The sequence below is a fragment of the Butyricimonas hominis genome, from assembly GCF_014287455.1.
GTDB classification, from domain to species: Bacteria; Bacteroidota; Bacteroidia; order Bacteroidales; family Marinifilaceae; genus Butyricimonas; species Butyricimonas muris.
This window is the reverse complement of sequence record NZ_JACOOH010000003.1, coordinates 348388-366308: the sequence shown is the minus strand read 5'-3', so window position 1 is coordinate 366308 and position 17921 is coordinate 348388. Positions and strand designations below refer to the sequence as shown.

Here is a 17921-nt window from a genome sequence, read left to right as displayed (position 1 = left end):
TGAATGAATATGAGAAGATTTGGTTTATATATCATGGTTTTGCTCTTGATTGGACAAACGTCCTGCTCGCGTTATTTGGACGTGAAAGACAAGAGTGAAGTAGTACCGAAAACTGCCGAGGAGTTTTCCGCTATATTGCACACGCGTTTGAATAATATCGAGCAGGCGAGCGAGTATGCTTTCTTCGGGGCGTACCTGAACACGTTGCCTTTCGAGTTCTACACGGATAATATGGACGCGAACCTGACGATTTCGGAGAGGGATATTCCCGAGTACGTGGGAAGTGACATCAATAGTCTTTCCGGTAAGTTCGGCTCGTTGTACGAGGTGATAAAGGATTGTAATATCGTCCTGCACGAGTTGAAAGAACGGGACACGGAGTTCGGGAAAAAACTTTTGGCCACGGCTTACACGATGCGTGCCGTTTGTTATTATAACCTGATGCGTAATTTCTGTGAACCGTATGATAAAACAAGGGCAGGGGAGCAATTGGGGGTACCTCTGGTGGAGAAATTTGACATGGAGGGAAAGCCTGACCGTGCAAGTTTGAAAGCGACAGCGGATTTTATTATTCATGATTTGAAAGAAGCCTTGAAACTCAACCAGACGGACAAACAGTATCTTTTCTACGCCGATGTCACTAACGCGTATCTGGCGAGGACGTATTTTTGGACGCAGGAGTGGGACTTGGCTGCAAGCACGGCAAAAGAGGTGTTGGATGCCTACCCGCTGATTCGCGGGGATGCTTATAGAGAGATGCTCCAGAGTGAAGTGGAACGGAAAGGGAATGAATTGATTCGTAGCGGAACAAAACAGAGTGAAGCGTACACTCGTTTGTACATGCAACGGTCGAAACAACGTCCGGTTTCGTTGGACTTGGTGAAGTTGTTCACGGAGAAAGAGCGGGATATTCGTTATACGTTCTTTTTTGACGAGCAATTCTTGAATACCAAGATGTTGAAGACTTCCGTGCGGGCTGCCGAGATGTGTCTGGTTATGGCAGAGAGTTACGCGCACGCCGGGGACGAAACGAATGCTTTGCGGTACCTGAATCATTTGCGGGAGAATCGGATCAGTGATTATGTCCCGTACACGGCGCAGAATCTTCCAGAAGTGAATACTGACGCTTTAGTCAAGGTCGATGCCACGGGTAAAGCGTTGACTCCCTTGATGTCTGCGATATTGAACGAACGGCGCAAGGAATTGTACTTGGAATTCGATCGCTGGTACGAGTTGAAGCGTAACGGAAGTCCTGTCATGTGGTGGGGGCTTAGTGGAGTGAAGTACGAAACGGCTAAGTTTATGTATTTGTTCCCGATCCCGAAAACTGATATCGCTTTGAACTCGGGATTAATCCAGAATCCCGGGTACGAGGGACTGTAATAATAACATTTAATATAGAATGACATGAAAGCGTTAAAATATATCATAGGAATAATGGTTCTAGTATTATCGGGATGTGACGATGTGGATGATATGCCGCCCCGTCTGGCGGACATTTCCACCACGTTTATTATGCCTGCTTTGCCTCGTTTGACAAACGCGGAAAGGGCTGTTATTCAAGAGAGAAGAGATGCTTATAATGAAGCGTTGGAAGAAAATTGAAGTTCCACGAATAAAGAATAGAGTTATGCGAAAGATTTTATTTGTTTTTTCGTTACTGGTGAGTTTGAGCCTCCTGTGGGCTTGCTCGGATGATGATGATAAGGGACCCACGTTGAGTTTCGGGCGTCCCATATATATACTGAAAGCTGTTGATTCTTTGGCAGTGGAGGTAATGGTATCGGAACCGGTAACGGAAGTGGTGAGAGTTCCTTTCACGGTAGAAGGATCTGCCGTGGAAGGTGAAGATTACACGTTGTCGGCAAGGGAATTTACAATCCAACCGGGTCAGATGATTGATACGATTCACGTGAAACCGAAAGATAACGTGGTAGGACGGCGTGAAATTCGCTTGAGTTTACAGGAAGTGCCGGGATATCGCTTGTGGAACAATCGTTGGGCGATGATTCCCGTGGAAACGAAGGATTTGTTTACCGGCTCATTTACCCAGACTTCCATGGATTTGAAGAATGAGATCGTCGTGTCCGCCGGAATGAAAGTGGCAGGGGAAGATTACATGTACAAGCGGGAAGAGTTGCGCGTACCTTTCGAGATAGATCCTGAATCCACGGCAGTGGAAGGAGAGCATTACGAGATCGTGGGCGGCGGACGTGAGTTGTACATGGGAGTAATGAAGGCCACGGCTGACGTGACCGTGCGTTTCCTCAAGAAAGAGGAGGGGAAAGATAAAGTGATCCTTCGGTTAGTGGAAGAAGGTCGTTTCGAGGCGGGTACGAACGGTTTCGTGGTCATAAACGTGAACGGACCGACGCGTTACGAGGAATTTGTAGGGACATGGATTTCTCCTAATTTGATAAGTGTTGACTTTATCAAGAGTATGGTTTGGGGACACCCGAACGATTGCGATAATCTGCCATTGAATAATCCCGCCACGGACAAGATCGTGTTTGGTGCGGCGAATACCTTAAACGTGGATGGCGTGTATGGTGATTTGGCAAAATACTTGCGGAATTGTGACGTAATCTATAAGGGGGAAGAGCCCGAACAGCTATGGGATCAGGATGCTTACGGGATAAAACGGGATGTCGTGACGCTGGAGTTAAGTAAAGCGAACGTGAACTATTCCGCCGCTAACGTGACGGAACGCCCGGCGATTATTTTGGTGCGTTTGTTGAGCAAAGGGAAAGTCTTGGAATTTCGGGTTGTGGATTACGAACCGACTGATTTCTTGACGGGAACTTATAAAGACCAGATGAACCCGGGATGGGGCGATCCGCCACAGTACCCGATGAGGGAATTGTACCCGCTGGTATTCCGTTTCACGAAGGTGGAATAAAAGAGAAGATTTTTCAATGTCTTACTATAAAAATGAAAAGTATGAAAAAATGGATGTTAGTATTGCTGGTAGGGCTTCTGGTGTTACCATGCACGCGAGAAACGTACGCTTCCGGTCGTAAGAAAAAAGGTAAAACGACGGAGGTCAAGGCACCGGAGAAAAAGAGTGCTTATGACAAATTGTTCAAAAAGAAGTCGTGTGAAACCGTGAAGAGTAATTTTATCACGCTTCACAAGGTGGACGGCAAATTGTATTTCGAGATTCCGACGAAGTATCTCGGGCGGGAAATGTTGCTGGCTTCCACGTTGACATCGACGTCCAGTAACGATTTCTGTGACGTGGGATACAAACAGAATGATCCGCTGCATATCAAGTTCACGAAGATCGACAGCACGATCTACCTCAACGAGGTGAATGCTTACGTGACGTCGAACCCGAATGAGCCGTCTTTGCGCAAGGCGATAGATAAGAATTTCATGGATGCAATTCTCTATTCTTACAAGATAGCTGCCTATAATGGTGACAGTACGGCAGTCGTGATTGACGTGACCCCGATGTTTACCACGGATATGAAGGAGTTTGCTTTCCTGCCGACTTCTATCATGGGATTGATTCAAGTGGTGACCAGTTTCAATAAAGACGGGTCAGCCTTGGGAGAAATCAAGGCGTTTGATGATAACCTGACGGTGAAGTCCATGCTGTCCTATAAAATGTCGTTGAAATTCATGGCTTTCTCGATATTGGATAATATGCCATTGACGGCAACCGTAACCCGTTCGTTACTTTTATTGCCGGAGGAGAAAATGCGTCCTCGTATTTCTGACTCCCGCGTGGGGATATTCGTGACGAGTAAACAACACGTTTCCACGGAGAAAGACGGTATACAAAACTACACGCTTGCCAATCGTTGGCGTTTGGAGCCGAAAGATGTTGCCGCTTACAGAAGGGGGGAACTGGTGGAGCCGGTGAAACCTATCGTGTTCTACATTGATGATGCCTTCCCGGAATTGTGGAAACAGCCGATAAAGGAAGGTACTTTGCGTTGGAATGCCGCTTTCGAGAAGATTGGTTTCAAGAATGCCGTGCAGGTGCGTGATTTCCCGGCTGATGATCCGGAGTTCGATCCGGATAACTTGAAGTACTCCTGTATCCGCTATTTGCCTTCCTCGACCGCTAACGCGATGGGCCCCTCTTGGGTAGACCCGACAACAGGGGAGATTATCAACGCTTCCGTGTTGGTTTACAATGACGTGATTCGTCTGATTAATAACTGGCGTTTCGTGCAGACGGCACAAATCGACCCTTCAGTACGGGCAAAGAAGATGCCGGATGATATCGTGAAGGAGTCTATCGCTTACGTGGTGGCTCACGAGGTGGGACACTGTCTGGGGTTCATGCACAATATGGCGGCATCGGCTTCTTATGCGGTGGATTCTTTGCGTTCCGCTTCTTTCACGAATACTTACGGGACTACGCCCTGTATCATGGACTACGCCCGTTTCAATTACGTGGCGCAACCGGGCGACAAGGGAGTGCGTCTGACTCCGCCCGACTTGGGAATTTACGATTATTTCCTCGTGAAGTGGAGTTATCAGCCTTTATTGGATGCCGGGAACGAGTGGGACGAGCAAGCAACTTTGGAAGGTTGGGTGGACGAGAAAGCGGGAGATCCCCGTTATCGTTACGGTAGGCAGCAGATCTATTCCCGCTATGACCCGAGTGCCATTGAGGAAGATTTGGGTGACGACCCGATGAAAGCCGGAGAATACGGTATCAAGAACTTGAAATATATTCTTGCTAACATGAATGATTGGGTAACCGATGATACCGATTTCACTCATCGCGAACAATTGTACAAGCAAATCGCGAATCAATATTACCGTTATCTTATGAACGTGATGTACAACGTGGGAGGGATTTACTTGACGGAAGTGAAGGACGGTACGCGAGGACAACGTCACGTGTCCGTGCCGAAGAACGTGCAAAAGGCTTCGCTGGCGTGGATATTGAAGGAGTTCAAATCTGCCGATTGGCTAAATAACAAGGAGTTGACGAAGAATTTCAGCATGGCTGTCGATATGACGCCCGTGTTGCAAAAGAGGCTTCTGGATCAGTTGGAACGCTTGACCGGAAATATACTTTTGTCCGCTCATTTGTCATCGAATCCTTACACGGTGCAGGAATACTTGACAGATTTGTATAACGGGGCTTTCGACAGCACGATCAAGGGACGGAAATTGACGGAAGGTGACAAGATGTTGCAACGTTTTATCGTGGATGTATCCAGCAGCGCGTTTAAAGATGCCGGAGGCGGTGCGTTACGGATGTTGACGGATGCGGCTTATGTACCTTCGGTGGAGGAGATTGCCGCTTACGGGTTGGATGAAAGCGGGTTTATTCACAAGTATATAGATCAATTCCGTCAGTTGGAAGAAGAACACGGGGTTGGCTACGTGGCACGGCAAATGGCTCTGAACGAGTTCGGCTACGGTTATGGTTTCCAAAGGCGGGTTACGGTCGGTGAGATTGATAATTCACAGACCTACATACAGGATATGGCGTTGAAAGCACAGCGTTTGTTGTCTTCTAAAGTTGCCGGGGCAACGGGCGACACGAAAGTGCATTATCAATCCATGTTGATGAAGTTGAATAAAGCATTGAAGGATAGTAAATAACCCTAAGTTTGTACTACTGGATGATGGAGCGAGGCTGTCCGGAATTACCCGGCAGCCTTGTCTTTTTTTAATTACTTCAAGTTCTCGTAAAAGAAGCGCCACAACGTGTCGTTCAATGGCGGGGGAGCGGTGACGGTCACCATCTCTTGCTTCACCGGGTGCATGAACGTGATGGAACGGGCATGAAGGCTGATACCTCCTCCCTCGTTGGAACGGGGGAAACCGTATTTCAAGTCGCCTTTGATGGGGCATCCGATCTTTGCCAATTGACAACGGATCTGGTGATGACGTCCCGTGCACAGCTTCACTTCCAACAGGTAATAACGTTGTCCGGCTCCCAGCAGGGTATATTCCAGAATAGCTTCTTTCGCTCCACTCTTGGGTTTGTTGTAAGCGTATGATTTATTCTTCTCGGGATCACGCATCAGGTAGTGAGTCAATCGGGCATGGTCTTCGTCGGGAAGGTTCCCCACGATAGCCCAATAGATTTTGGTGATTTCCTGATCGTGTTCTTGAAACATCTTGTTCAGACGAACCAATGCTTTGCTGGTTTTGGCGAATAATACGACACCGCTCACCGGGCGATCCACGCGGTGGGGAATACCCAAGTACACATCACCGGGCTTGTTGTATTTCTCCTTGATGTAGGCTTTTACCCGTTCGCTTAGCGGCTCATCACCCGTTTTATCTTCCTGCACGATATCCGATACCCGCTTGTTCACGGCTATGATGTGATTGTCTTCGTATAAAATCTCCAAATCCCTCATGTTATTTTAAATTTTAGATTTTAAATTTTAGATTGAACTCTCCAATTTTAGATTTTAAATTGAATTCTCAAATCCCTGAATCCTACAATTTAAAATCTAAAATCATTCAATCTAAAATTCTAATATTGTTCTCTCTCGTTCGGGAAGTTGCGGCTCTTCACGTCGTTGATGTAGTTGCTGACAGCTCCCGTCATTTCCGCGTACAAGTTGTGATAGCGACGCAGGAACCGGGGTGAAAATTCCTGATTGATTCCCAGCATGTCGTGAATCACGAGTACCTGACCGTCCACGCCGCCGCCGGCACCGATACCGATAATGGGTATGCTTACTTCTTGTGCCACTTGCGCGGCTAGTTTTGCCGGAATCTTCTCCAGAACGATGCCGAAGCAACCAGCTTCTTCCAAAGCGTGGGCGTCTTCGATCAGTTTCTTGGCTTCTTCCTCTTCCTGTGCCCGTACAACGTAAGTACCGAATTTATGGATACTCTGCGGGGTAAGCCCGAGGTGTCCCATGACAGGGATTCCGGCAGAGAGTATGCGTGAAACCGATTCGAGGATTTCTTTTCCACCTTCCAGTTTCACGGCGTCGGCGCTTGTTTCTTTCATGATGCGGATAGCCGAGCAAAGGGCTTCCTTGCTGTTCCCTTGGTAACTACCGAAAGGCAAATCCACGACAACCAAGGCGCGTTCCACGCCCCGAACCACGGAAGCACCGTGATATATCATCTGGTCGAGCGTAATCGGCAGGGTGGTTTCGTGTCCTGCCATAACGTTGGACGCGGAGTCACCCACGAGTATAACATCTATTCCGGCATTGTCGATAATCTTTGCCATGGAATAGTCATAAGCGGTAAGCATACTTATTTTTTCACCCTTCAGTTTCATTTCCGACAACACGTGGGTGGTTACTCTTTTTACTTTCTTTTGAACAGACATAGTACTGATTTTTTACGAGCCGGTGAACGGATCACTTGGACTCAGGTTCTTTAAATGTTCCGATAAGTGTTTGTGAACCGGTCACTTTTTGTCCCAGCTTCACGTCTATTTTAGTCCCTAGCGGCAAGTATAGGTCAACACGGGAACCGAATTTGATGAATCCGGCGTGTTCGTCTTGACGTGCTTCTCCGCCCACGGGAGCGTAAGATACGATGCGTTTTGCCATAGCCCCGGCGATTTGGCGCATGACGATGTCCCGCCCGTCACGGGCTTCTATGGCGATAGTGGTTCTTTCATTCTCCGTGGAGGACTTGGGCAGGTAGGCTGCCATGTATCTTCCTTGATGGTATTTGAAATATTTGATGATTCCGTTGATAGGGAACCAATTGATGTGCACGTTAAAGATATTCATGAATATGGATACCTGTATACATTGTTTTTTCAAGTACTCCGGTTCGTATGTTTCCTCTATAACCACGATTTTCCCGTCGGCAGGGGCGAGGATAGTGATATCGTCCGGCGCGATGTGCCTGTTCGGGAAACGGAAAAAGTTTACCATCAGGAGGTAGCAGATAGCACTGACAACGAGCACAGCCCTGAAAACAATGATACCGGGAGAGAAAACGTAGACAAGTACGTTGATAATGGCGATAATTACAAATGCTTTAATTAACAGTGAATGACCTGCTTTATGTATCTTCATATTCTTTTCGTTACGTTATTAAAACAGCGGGCAAAGTTAATACATGAATTCCATATATACAAAAATAGCGGGGATTGTAAATATGACAGCGTCGAATCTGTCGAGGATTCCCCCGTGCCCGGGCAGAATATTGCCGGAGTCCTTGATTTCAATACTACGTTTGAACATGGATTCCAGTAAGTCGCCGTAAATGGCGAATACCACCACGATGCAGGAGATGACTGCCGTGTCGAAAACGCGGTATCCCTCGATATACGGAGCCACGCACAGCCCGACAATAATGGTCATCAGCCCGCCGCCGATGGCTCCTTCCCAAGATTTCTTCGGGGATATCCGGGGAAAAAGTTTATGCTTGCCGAGTAAAGAACCGGAAAGGTAGGCAAACGTGTCGTTTACCCACACGAGCAGGAAGGGGAAAAAGATGATTTCCGGCATCCATTGTCCCGAGTTTGACATGTAAGGCAAGTATATCAATAAGGTAAAAGGCAGGCTGATGTACAGGAGGGCATAATAGGAGAACGCGATGTTCTGGAAACCGTTTCCCTTTTTGCGATAGAGCTCGCGGATAGCCATAATAAATGTCAGTATAAAGAAATAGAGGTAACCGTCTTTGTAACCGATGTAGTTATGCAGGAATCCCGCGGTGAATAGCACGCTTCCGCACACGATACAGAAAAAGAGGTTGACGTGGATGTTCATGTGTCGTGCCATACGGCCGAACTCAAGAAGTCCCAGAATGTTGATGATAAAGAACAGTACGTAAAAACAAATGGGGTGTATGAAAATACACCCTGTTAGTACCACGACAAACAGCAATCCGCTGATTGCCCTTTTTAAGAAATTACTTACGATCATTGTATGCTTTTATAACTTGCTCGGCTTTTTCCCGGTCTTCTTTGTTTACCATGACGTTGATATCGCCGAATGTTTTGTAAGAAGAATCCCGTTGATTCAGAACTACGGCAGGGATTCCCGAGTCGGTTAACACTTCCTTGATTCGTTCAGCGACGAATTCTTCGGTTGTCGAGAAAACAGATACCCAATTTTCCATAACTTTCGTTTTTTAGTTTATACTGTTTTTATCCTGTCGGGAATAGCCCTTCGTTCTTATAATTCTTCGGGTTGAATGGTTTCCCCGTCTTCCGTCCAAGGACGTTTCCCGAGTATTCTTTCCAGATCATCGCTGAAGATTACTTCTCTCTCGATCAAGAGTTCGGCAACTTGGCGGTGCTGGTCTTTATGTTCACTCAATAGTTGTTTTGCCCGTTCGTACGCGGCTGAAACCATCGCTTTCACTTCTTCGTCGATAATCTCCGCCGTTTTTTCCGAGTAAGGTTTCGTGAAGTTGAAATCACTTTGTCCGGTGGAATCGTAATAACTCAACATTCCCACTTTATCGCTCATACCGTAGATGGATACCATGGCATAGGCCTGTTTCGTGGCACGTTCCAAGTCGTTCTGTGCGCCCGTGGATATTTCGCCGAAGACGATTTCTTCCGCGGCACGTCCGCCCAACACGGAAACCATTTGGTCGAGTAATTGGTCTTTCGTGGTGATCTGGCGTTCTTGCGGCAGATACCACGCCGCACCCAAGGCTTTGCCTCGCGGTACGATAGTCACTTTCAACAGCGGGTGAGCGTGTCGGAGCAACCACGATACGGTAGCGTGTCCCGCCTCGTGATAAGCGATGGTTTTTCTCTCGCCCGGTTTGATTACCTTGCTCCGGTTCTCGAGTCCTCCCACGATACGGTCGATGGCATCGAGAAAGTCTTGTTTTTCCACTGCCGATTTGTTTTTACGGGCGGCGATCAGTGCTGCCTCGTTCGCCACGTTGGCGATATCCGCGCCCGAGAACCCGGGTGTTTGTTTCGCGAGGAAGCTGTAATCGATATCCTCTGCAAGTTTCAACGGTTTCAAGTGTACCTTGAAAATATCTTCCCGGTCTTTCAATTCGGGGAGATCCACGTATATCTGACGGTCGAAACGTCCGGCACGCAATAACGCGCTGTCCAGAATATCCGCCCGGTTGGTGGCAGCTAGAATGATAACGCCCGAATTAGTTTCGAAGCCGTCCATTTCAGTCAACAACTGGTTCAACGTGTTCTCGCGTTCGTCGTTGGAACCCATGTTCGGGTTTTTGCCCCGGGCGCGACCGATGGCGTCGATCTCGTCGATGAATATGATACACGGGGCTTTCGATTTCGCTTGCTTGAACAAGTCGCGTACACGGGATGCCCCGACCCCGACGAACATTTCCACGAAGTCCGAGCCTGACATGGAGAAGAACGGTACATTGGCTTCTCCCGCCATCGCCTTTGCCATTAAGGTTTTTCCCGTTCCCGGGGGACCCACGAGTAAGGCTCCCTTGGGTATTTTACCTCCCAACTTCGTGTATTTATCCGGTGATTTGAGGAATGACACGATTTCTTCCACCTCCTGTTTCGCCTCGGCTAATCCTGCCACGTCTTTGAACGTGATCTTGATATTGGATTCCTTGTCAAACAGTTTGGCGTTGGATTTTCCCACGTTGAAGATACCGCCGCCACCACCGCCGCCGGCGTTTTTACTCATCCGGCGCATGAAGAATACCCAAATACCTACAAATAGAGCCAAGGGCAGGATGATGGATATGATGTCTGCCCACCAGTTGTACTCGTCGCCGTAATCGACATGTATGTCCGCGGTTTCCGGGTATTCCTTTTGTGCTTCTTCCAGATTCTTTTCGAATTGCTCCAATGTTCCGAAAGGTACGTAGTATTGTGGTCCCGTACTTTTTTGGTTAAATCCCTTGGAAACTAATTTGTCGTGAGTTTCTATCTTCTCCGGTTTCAGGAAAATATTTGCCTTTCCCCCGTTGCGGACGATAAGAATTTCTTTCACCTCGTCCTTGGCGAGAATATTGGTTTTAAATTCCTGCCACGAGATACGTTCCGGGTTTGTCGGCATACTGAAAAATTGGTAGCCTATAAGAATGGCGGCAATAATAATATAGGTCCAGTAGCCGCCGAATCTCTGGTTCCTGTTGTTCTTCCTCCCGACCGGAGGAAAATCAAAGTTATCGTGTTTGTTGTTTTCTGCCATATCGTGTATTAATTTTCTTCTATTCTGGTTATTTCTGCATCTACCCAAAAGTCTTCGAGTTGATAATAATCTCTTTGTTCTTTTTGAAATATATGTACGACCACGTTTCCATAGTCCAGAACTACCCATTGTGCTTGTTGCTCCCCTTCCACGTGTAACGGTTTTTCCCCCGTGTATTCGTTGACTTCATCGTGAACGTAATCCGACAGGCTCGCCACGTGCGTGTTGGAAGTTCCGTGACATATTACGAAAAAACTACAGAAACAGTTTTCGATTCTTCTTAAATCAATCTTTACTATATCGACACCCTTGTTCTTATTTAATGTTTCAATTACTTGTTCAACTATTTTTTCTGCTCCACTCATTCTCTATAACTAATTTCTAATTTAAAGTACAAATATACATTTAATATTTAATCCCTTTACAAAAAGCGTACCTATTTTCCCGTTGTTTGTTATTATGACGAATTGTCAGTGGAATAGGTTTGGATTTTTAGAGGATAAATTTTATAAAAGTGGAGATGGTTAATTTTTTTATTCATTGGTAGTGTTTTTAACAAATCTTATTTATAGTTTTGCAAACCAGTGCGCCGATTTTGTCGTTTACCGAACCATGAAATAAGGGGGCGGGATTGGATTGTAACGTGAAACATTATAAACTTGTAGAAAAGAATGGAAAAGTATCTGATACCGTTAGTTCCGGGGCCTGTAGCTGTCCCGCAAGAGATTTTGAAAGTTGCTGCCCGGAACTTCGGGTCTGCGGATTGTGAGCCGGAATACGCGGCTTTATACCGGGAAACGGAGGGTTTGTTGCAGAAGATGATGAAAACCCGCGAACGGGTAGTGATTCAGACGGGCGAGGGGATGTTGGTTTTGTGGACGGCTTTGAAAAGTACGTTAAAGCCGGGAGATAGGGTGTTGGTGCTTTCTACCGGGTTATTCGGCGAAGGGTTCGGTGATATGGCAAAAGCGATCGGGTGCGAGGTGATGACGTTGGATTTCGGGTATGACCGGACCTTCCATGATTTTGATACCATAGAAAAGGCTATCGTGGAGTTCAAGCCGAAAATGATCACGATGGTACAGAATGAAACCCCGAGCGGGACAACAAATCCCGTTCAGGAGATTGGGGATTTGAAAGTGAAACACGGGGTACCGTTGTTATGCGTGGATATTGTTTCCGGTTTGGGTGGTACTCCTGTCGATGTAGATGCTTGGCACGTGGATCTGGCTTTGGGCGGTTCGCAGAAATGTTTGTCTGCCCCGGCAAATATGTCTTTCCTTTCCGTGAGCGAGGGAGCGTGGAACATCGTGAAAGAGGTGAATTACGCGGGTTACGAGGCTTTGTTGCCTTTCCTGACTGCCCCGGAAACGGGATATTTCCCTTACACTCCTTACTGGCAGGGGACGGCTCAGTTGCATAAGGCTTGTGAATTGATATTCGAGGAGGGCTTGGATAGTTGCATTGCCCGTCACGAGAAAGTCGCCGCTTATTGCCGGGAACGGATTAAGGATATGGGGTTAAAGCTGTATCCTGCCGAAGATGCCGTGTGTTCTCCGACCGTGACGGCTGTTTACGTGCCCGAACACATGACTTGGGAACGTTTGGATTCCGAGTTGAGAGTACAAGGTATGGTTGTCGGCGGAAATTACGGTAAATTGGCGGGAAAGGTATTCCGTATCGGTCACATGGGATCGCAGGCGAATATCAACCTGATCAAGGAAGCGATGGATATTTTGGAAACCGTGGTTCACGATATTTAATTCCGGCGGGATGAATGGTGATATTCACGCGAGAGCTCATTAATTGGCTGGAAGCGCACCAGTTGCCTTGTCTGGTGAAGGAATCTATCGGTATCGAATGTCCCGGTTGCGGGTTTCAGACAGCGGTTTTTATGTTGTTAAGGGGAGAGATTGTCAATTCCGTGAAAACTTACCCGGGATTAATCCCCTTGATCGTGTTTCTAGCCCTTGCGGCAGGGCGTATCGCGGGGATAAAAAAAATATCGCCCGGCATATTAAAAATTACGGGTTTTGTTTGCTTGATAATAATTTTAATTTCATATTTGCTTAAATTAATAACCCACTAAAACGACAACGATGGAGATTATTGAAACGAAGAAAAAAGACCTCCCGAATGCAACGGCAGTGTTGGTATTGGGAATATTGTCACTGGTATTTTGCTGGTGCTACGGTTTCGTTGGATTGGTGTTGGGGATTCTCGCCGTGGCGATGGCTTCGTCGCCTCGCAAGGCTTATTTGGAGAATCCGGACGAGTACACGGAGGCATCTTATAAAAACGTGAGTGCCGGGCGTGTTTGCGGGATCATCGGGATTTGTGTTGCCTTGGCGGTAGTCGCTTTCGTTATCCTCGTTATACTGGGTGTTACGGCACTGGGTGTCGGTTCGGCGTTGATGCTAGGTTAAAATTAAATAACATATGGATTACAGATTTGAAATCAGTTTACCGACTAGTTCGGATTTTAGGTGTGAAATCGCGGTTGGAGGAGAACAGACATTCCAACAGTTTCACGATAAAATTGTTGAGACGTTAAATTACGACAGTTCTCAAATGGCTTCTTTCTTCACGTTAGACCGGATGGGGAACCGGGTGAAAGAAATCGCTTTGATGGATATGGCCGTGGATGACGAGGAGAGTGAAAACCTCGTTATGGACAGCACGAAGATCAGCGATATCATTAAGCCGGGATGCCTCGAACTGGAATACGTGTACGATTTCTTTTCCAACAAGTATTATAAGGTGGAATATGCCGGGGAATATATCCGCGATTCGTCGGACGTGATGCCGGTTTGTATTGCTTGCGAGGGAGATATCCCGGAACAATTCTCGTATGACGAGAGCAATGCTAACTGGGAATTTGACAAGCCCGAGGAAGAATATGACGGCGATTACGACGACAGTTTCATGGAGGAATTCGGGAATGACAGTTATGACGACGACGATCGTCAGGATCGTGACGGTGATGATGATTACTATAGGGATTCCCGTTACGAGAGTTTGGATGATTATATTGATAGGCTTTAGTAATTTTAGATCTAAAGATTTTAGATTTAAGATTGATTTTCTAAAATCATAAATTTGAAATTATAATCGTAAATCATAAATCGTAAATCAAAAATCTTTAAATGGATGAAGACATTGCTGGTATTGTTAGGACCGACGGGGGTGGGGAAGACAGACTTGAGTATAGAGTTGGCGAGGCATTACCGGACATCTGTAATTTCTTGTGATTCCCGACAGATTTATAAAGAAATGAATATAGGAACTGCCGTACCGGAGCGAGAGCAACTGGCGGCAGTTCCTCATTTTTTTATTCAGACCGTATCCGTGCGGGATTATTTTAATTGCTGGGAATTTGAGCAGCAGGCTTTACGTAAGATACGGGAGCTTTTTGAGGAGAGGGATGTCGTGGTTATGGCGGGCGGTTCGATGATGTATATTGACGCGGTGTGCAAAGGGATTGACGAGATGCCTACTATTGACGACGAGGTGCGGGCGTCGGTGAAAGAGATGTTCGAACGGGACGGGATAGAAGCCTCGCGTATGTTATTAAAGAAGTTGGACCCGGAGTGGTACGCGCGAGTGGATCTGAAGAACGGTAAACGGGTTATGCACGCATTGGAAGTTTGCCTGATGACGGGAAAGCCGTATTCTTCTTTTTTGACGCGCACCGTGAAAGAGCGGGAATTTAATATCGTGAAGATCGGACTGAACCGGGAACGGGAAGAATTGTTCGACCGTATCAACCGGCGCGTGGATATTATGGTTGAATCGGGTATGGAGGAAGAAGCGCGAGCCCTTTACCCGTTACGGCATTTGAACGCGTTGAACACCGTGGGATACAAGGAATGGTTTGATTATTTTGATGGGAAGTTTGACCGGGAAGAGGCTATCCGTCTGATAAAGCGTAATACCCGCCGTTACGCCAAAAAGCAACTTACATGGTATCGTAATGACCCGGACATCCATTGGTTCCATCCCTCCCAAAAAGAGGAAATCCGATCCATTTTAAATTCCTTGATTTTAGATTAAGTGATTGAATTACTCTGTCTTGTAAAGGAATCCATTTTCCATTTTCAATTTTCCATTTTCAATTATTTAGTCCGTCATGTATTGTTTCGGCTCCAGTTGCTTGGTGCGTCGGGGCGGCATGAGTAGGATAAGGAACGAACCTAAAATGATAACGCACCCGAGAATATAATCCTTTATATCCAAATCGGGTTTTAAATTGATAGCGTAAACCGCGACAAGCGATTCGAGCCCGTAGGTCAACATGGGTTGGAATGCCCGGAAAGTCATAAAGGTTTCTGCCGTGGCGGTTTGTAGGGTGGCGTAATACAGGTAGGTCGATAGGGAAGTTAGCATGAATCCCGTGAGGCACGCCGACACGATAGTCGTGGGGTGAAGGATATCTTCAATTCGGGGCAAATAGAACCACGAGGGATGGCTGTCGAAGAATCCCGGGGCGAAAATATGTTCCCCGATAGCGATGACGGTAAGTGCCGACATCACGATAATACCACCCCAGAACATGGTGAACCCGGAAATACCGCATTTCTGGCGGGTGGTTGTGTCGGGACTTGCGATAGTTGTTTTCTCGACCACGATAGCACGGGTGCAACTGGCTATAATAACCGCGGACATGAGTACGCTGACTCGTAATTGTATGACTTCCGGTAGCGATTGTATGAATAACACGATGCCTACCATGATGACGAGCATACCGAAAATATTACTCGGGTGGGGGCGGCGTTTAAAGAAAATGTAAGCGAAAATCGTGGTCACCACTATTTCCCCGTTTATCAATAAACTCGTTTCCGTGCTGGTGATATACAGGTAAACGGCGGCAAGGAAAAAGTTACGGCATATTTGAAGTATCGTGTACAGCCACGAGTATTTTACACCCGAACGCCAGCCTTCACGGGTGACGGGTTTTCGGATGAGCAACAGTGCCACTCCTGCCGAGAATATCTGTAACGTGGCGAACACGAGGATGTTCGCTTCCAAGTACACGATGCAGAAGCGGGTAATAACGCTGATTATTGCCCATGTGATAATAGATAACAACGCGTATAGGGCACCTATTTTCATGCTTGGTTATTTTAATTTGGTTCGGATATAACGATATGTTCGGGTGAAAAGTTTTTTATTAAAATAAAATATATCTTTGTTTTGCTAAATATAACAGAACCGGTAATGACAGAATCGAATACGCGGCACGGGTACGCGGAATCCCTCCAAGTGTTTTACAGGCAGGGAATTACTCGTGATATTTCATGGCGATTGGCGAAATTGAGAGAATTGAAAAAAGCTATTCTTTCACGAGTGGAGAGTATAAACAAGGCTTTGTGGGAGGATCTGAGGAAGTCCGAGGGCGAGGCATACCTGACGGAGATCGGGGTGGTCATCGGCGAGATAGATTATCACGTGAAGCATTTGAGGCGTTGGGCGAAAGGAAAGCGGGTGCCCACCCCGTTACCTTTTTTGCCTTCTCGTAGTCGGATCATGTACGAACCTTACGGGGTGGTGCTTATTATAGCTCCTTGGAATTACCCGTTCCAGTTAATTATGGCACCTTTGATCGGGGCTATTTCGGCGGGGAATTGTGCCGTGTTGAAGCCTTCTCCTTTTGCCCCGGCGACGACAAAGGTGCTCGGGGAGATTGTTGCTGCGGTGTTTGATCCCGGTCATGTGGCTATGTTCGAGGGGGACGGGGAAATGGTCAATCGCTTGCTGGAGGAGCGGTTCGATTATATCTTTTTCACGGGAGGACCTCGTTTCGGGAGGCAGGTCATGGAGGCGGCTTCCCGGCATCTGACGCCCGTGACGCTGGAATTGGGGGGTAAAAGTCCCTGTATCATGGATCGGGACGCGAATCTGGAGATTGCGGCTCGGCGTGTTGCTTGGGGGAAGTTCCTGAACGCGGGACAGACTTGCGTGGCTCCGGATTATGTTCTTATTCCGGCGGAGCGTGAAGCGGCTTTCGTGGCGGCAGTGAAACGCGCGATACAACTTTTCTACGGGGAGAATCCCGTGGAGAGCCCGAATTACACGAGAATTATTCATCAGGAAGGAACGAAACGTCTGATGAAGTTGATGCATTCCTCCGGGCAAGTGGTCGTGGGGGGAGAGGTCGATGTTGAAGATAAATATATCGCGCCGACCGTGTTGACGGGTGTGGAGCCGGATAGCCCGATCATGCGGGAAGAGATTTTCGGACCGGTTTTGCCGATTTTGAATTACAAGGAGTTGGATGAGGCGATAGATTTCGTGAATAAACGAGAAAAGCCTTTGGCGTTGTATTATTTCGGACCTTCGGCGTCGGCAGAAAAAGTGTTGAAACACACTACTTCTGGCGGAGCTTGTATCAACGATACAATTATTCATGTGGGTAATTTTCATTTACCTTTCGGGGGTGTCGGAACGAGCGGGATGGGCAAGTATCACGGGAAGGCGAGTTTTGAATTGTTCAGTAATTTGAAATCTGTTGTAATTTCTCCCACCTTTATTGATAACCATTTTCGTTATGCCCCGTATAAGCATTTGAAATTGATTAAAAAATTTATGTGATGTCTGATAAGAATTATTATATTTGTTGAAATTTAAAAACAATAGCGCTATGAAAAAGTACATTTGCACAGTTTGCAGTTATATCTATGATCCCGCGGAGGGTGATCCGGACGGGGGTATTGCACCCGGAACCGCTTTTGAAGATATTCCGGAAGATTGGGTTTGCCCGCTTTGCGGCGTCGGTAAAGAAGACTTCGAACCGGTAGAGGAATAAAAATTAAAAAGAAGACCGGCTAACTTTTGAGAAACATCTCATTTCAGTTAGCCGGT

19 protein-coding genes are annotated in these 17921 nt (G+C 46.9%); 11 read left to right on the top strand and 8 right to left on the bottom strand.

The annotated features are described in order from the left end of the window. The first annotated feature begins 9 nt into the window (after positions 1 to 9). The 4 genes from H8S64_RS08380 to H8S64_RS08365 are packed head-to-tail and all read left to right on the top strand — an operon-like array spanning position 10 to position 5574. Positions 10 to 1383 (top strand): RagB/SusD family nutrient uptake outer membrane protein, encoded by a 1374-nt coding sequence (locus H8S64_RS08380; protein ID WP_186975712.1) that lies wholly within the window; start codon positions 10 to 12, stop codon positions 1381 to 1383. Between the two features lie 54 nt (positions 1384 to 1437). Further along, complete coding sequence (locus tag H8S64_RS08375) at positions 1438 to 1605, top strand: hypothetical protein (RefSeq protein WP_176555093.1); 168 nt, start codon at positions 1438 to 1440, stop codon at positions 1603 to 1605. A gap of 25 nt (positions 1606 to 1630) precedes the next feature. Next, positions 1631 to 2899 carry a Calx-beta domain-containing protein gene (locus H8S64_RS08370; protein WP_186975711.1) on the top strand — a complete coding sequence of 423 codons (1269 nt, stop codon included), beginning with the start codon at positions 1631 to 1633 and terminating at the stop codon, positions 2897 to 2899. A gap of 41 nt (positions 2900 to 2940) precedes the next feature. Next, positions 2941 to 5574 (top strand): zinc-dependent metalloprotease, encoded by a 2634-nt coding sequence (locus H8S64_RS08365; RefSeq protein ID WP_186975710.1) that lies wholly within the window; start codon positions 2941 to 2943, stop codon positions 5572 to 5574. Between the two features lie 71 nt (positions 5575 to 5645). Here the strand turns inward: H8S64_RS08365 and H8S64_RS08360 are convergent, their stop codons facing one another. The 7 genes from H8S64_RS08360 to rsfS form a co-directional block, all read right to left on the bottom strand. Then, positions 5646 to 6332 carry an RluA family pseudouridine synthase gene (locus H8S64_RS08360; protein WP_222621167.1) on the bottom strand — a complete coding sequence of 229 codons (687 nt, stop codon included), beginning with the start codon at positions 6330 to 6332 and terminating at the stop codon, positions 5646 to 5648. A gap of 128 nt (positions 6333 to 6460) precedes the next feature. Next, the gene (panB, locus tag H8S64_RS08355) at positions 6461 to 7276 is read right to left on the bottom strand and encodes a 3-methyl-2-oxobutanoate hydroxymethyltransferase (RefSeq protein ID WP_099292871.1); all 816 of its coding nucleotides are present in this window, start codon (positions 7274 to 7276) and stop codon (positions 6461 to 6463) included. A gap of 31 nt (positions 7277 to 7307) precedes the next feature. Beyond that, complete coding sequence (locus tag H8S64_RS08350) at positions 7308 to 7979, bottom strand: phosphatidylserine decarboxylase family protein (RefSeq protein ID WP_099292869.1); 672 nt, start codon at positions 7977 to 7979, stop codon at positions 7308 to 7310. A gap of 36 nt (positions 7980 to 8015) precedes the next feature. After that, positions 8016 to 8834 (bottom strand): phosphatidate cytidylyltransferase, encoded by an 819-nt coding sequence (locus H8S64_RS08345; RefSeq protein WP_099292867.1) that lies wholly within the window; start codon positions 8832 to 8834, stop codon positions 8016 to 8018. After that, complete coding sequence (locus H8S64_RS08340; protein ID WP_186975708.1) at positions 8821 to 9030, bottom strand: putative signal transducing protein; 210 nt, start codon at positions 9028 to 9030, stop codon at positions 8821 to 8823. Before H8S64_RS08340 ends, H8S64_RS08345 begins: the two co-directional genes overlap by 14 nt. A 56-nt stretch (positions 9031 to 9086) precedes the next feature. Then, positions 9087 to 11060, bottom strand: coding sequence for an ATP-dependent zinc metalloprotease FtsH (ftsH, locus tag H8S64_RS08335; protein WP_186975707.1), 1974 nt, complete (start codon positions 11058 to 11060; stop codon positions 9087 to 9089). Between the two features lie 8 nt (positions 11061 to 11068). Continuing rightward, positions 11069 to 11425, bottom strand: coding sequence for a ribosome silencing factor (rsfS, locus tag H8S64_RS08330; protein ID WP_099292863.1), 357 nt, complete (start codon positions 11423 to 11425; stop codon positions 11069 to 11071). Positions 11426 to 11731: 306 nt separating this feature from the next. Here rsfS and H8S64_RS08325 point away from each other — a divergent pair, with 306 nt between their 5' ends. From H8S64_RS08325 to miaA, 5 genes are all read left to right on the top strand, one after another. Continuing rightward, positions 11732 to 12823 (top strand): pyridoxal-phosphate-dependent aminotransferase family protein, encoded by a 1092-nt coding sequence (locus H8S64_RS08325; RefSeq protein WP_186975706.1) that lies wholly within the window; start codon positions 11732 to 11734, stop codon positions 12821 to 12823. Positions 12824 to 12837: 14 nt separating this feature from the next. Next, entirely contained in the window at positions 12838 to 13149 is a 312-nt protein-coding gene (locus tag H8S64_RS08320; protein WP_186975705.1) for a DUF2752 domain-containing protein, read from the top strand. Between the two features lie 10 nt (positions 13150 to 13159). Next, a complete protein-coding gene (locus H8S64_RS08315; protein ID WP_099292851.1) occupies positions 13160 to 13486 on the top strand; it encodes a CCC motif membrane protein in 327 nt (108 codons plus the stop codon). 13 nt (positions 13487 to 13499) lie between these two features. Beyond that, a complete protein-coding gene (locus H8S64_RS08310; protein ID WP_099292849.1) occupies positions 13500 to 14105 on the top strand; it encodes an IS1096 element passenger TnpR family protein in 606 nt (201 codons plus the stop codon). A gap of 105 nt (positions 14106 to 14210) precedes the next feature. Further along, positions 14211 to 15113 (top strand): tRNA (adenosine(37)-N6)-dimethylallyltransferase MiaA, encoded by a 903-nt coding sequence (miaA, locus tag H8S64_RS08305; RefSeq protein WP_186975704.1) that lies wholly within the window; start codon positions 14211 to 14213, stop codon positions 15111 to 15113. Positions 15114 to 15179: 66 nt separating this feature from the next. Here miaA and H8S64_RS08300 read toward each other — a convergent pair whose 3' ends face one another. Beyond that, positions 15180 to 16172 (bottom strand): EamA family transporter, encoded by a 993-nt coding sequence (locus H8S64_RS08300; protein ID WP_186975703.1) that lies wholly within the window; start codon positions 16170 to 16172, stop codon positions 15180 to 15182. A gap of 105 nt (positions 16173 to 16277) precedes the next feature. On the opposite strand from H8S64_RS08300, the gene H8S64_RS08295 reads away from it, so the two are divergent. Continuing rightward, complete coding sequence (locus H8S64_RS08295) at positions 16278 to 17651, top strand: aldehyde dehydrogenase family protein (RefSeq protein ID WP_186975702.1); 1374 nt, start codon at positions 16278 to 16280, stop codon at positions 17649 to 17651. A gap of 49 nt (positions 17652 to 17700) precedes the next feature. Next, complete coding sequence (rd, locus tag H8S64_RS08290) at positions 17701 to 17865, top strand: rubredoxin (RefSeq protein ID WP_099292841.1); 165 nt, start codon at positions 17701 to 17703, stop codon at positions 17863 to 17865. Positions 17866 to 17921: the final 56 nt, after the last annotated feature.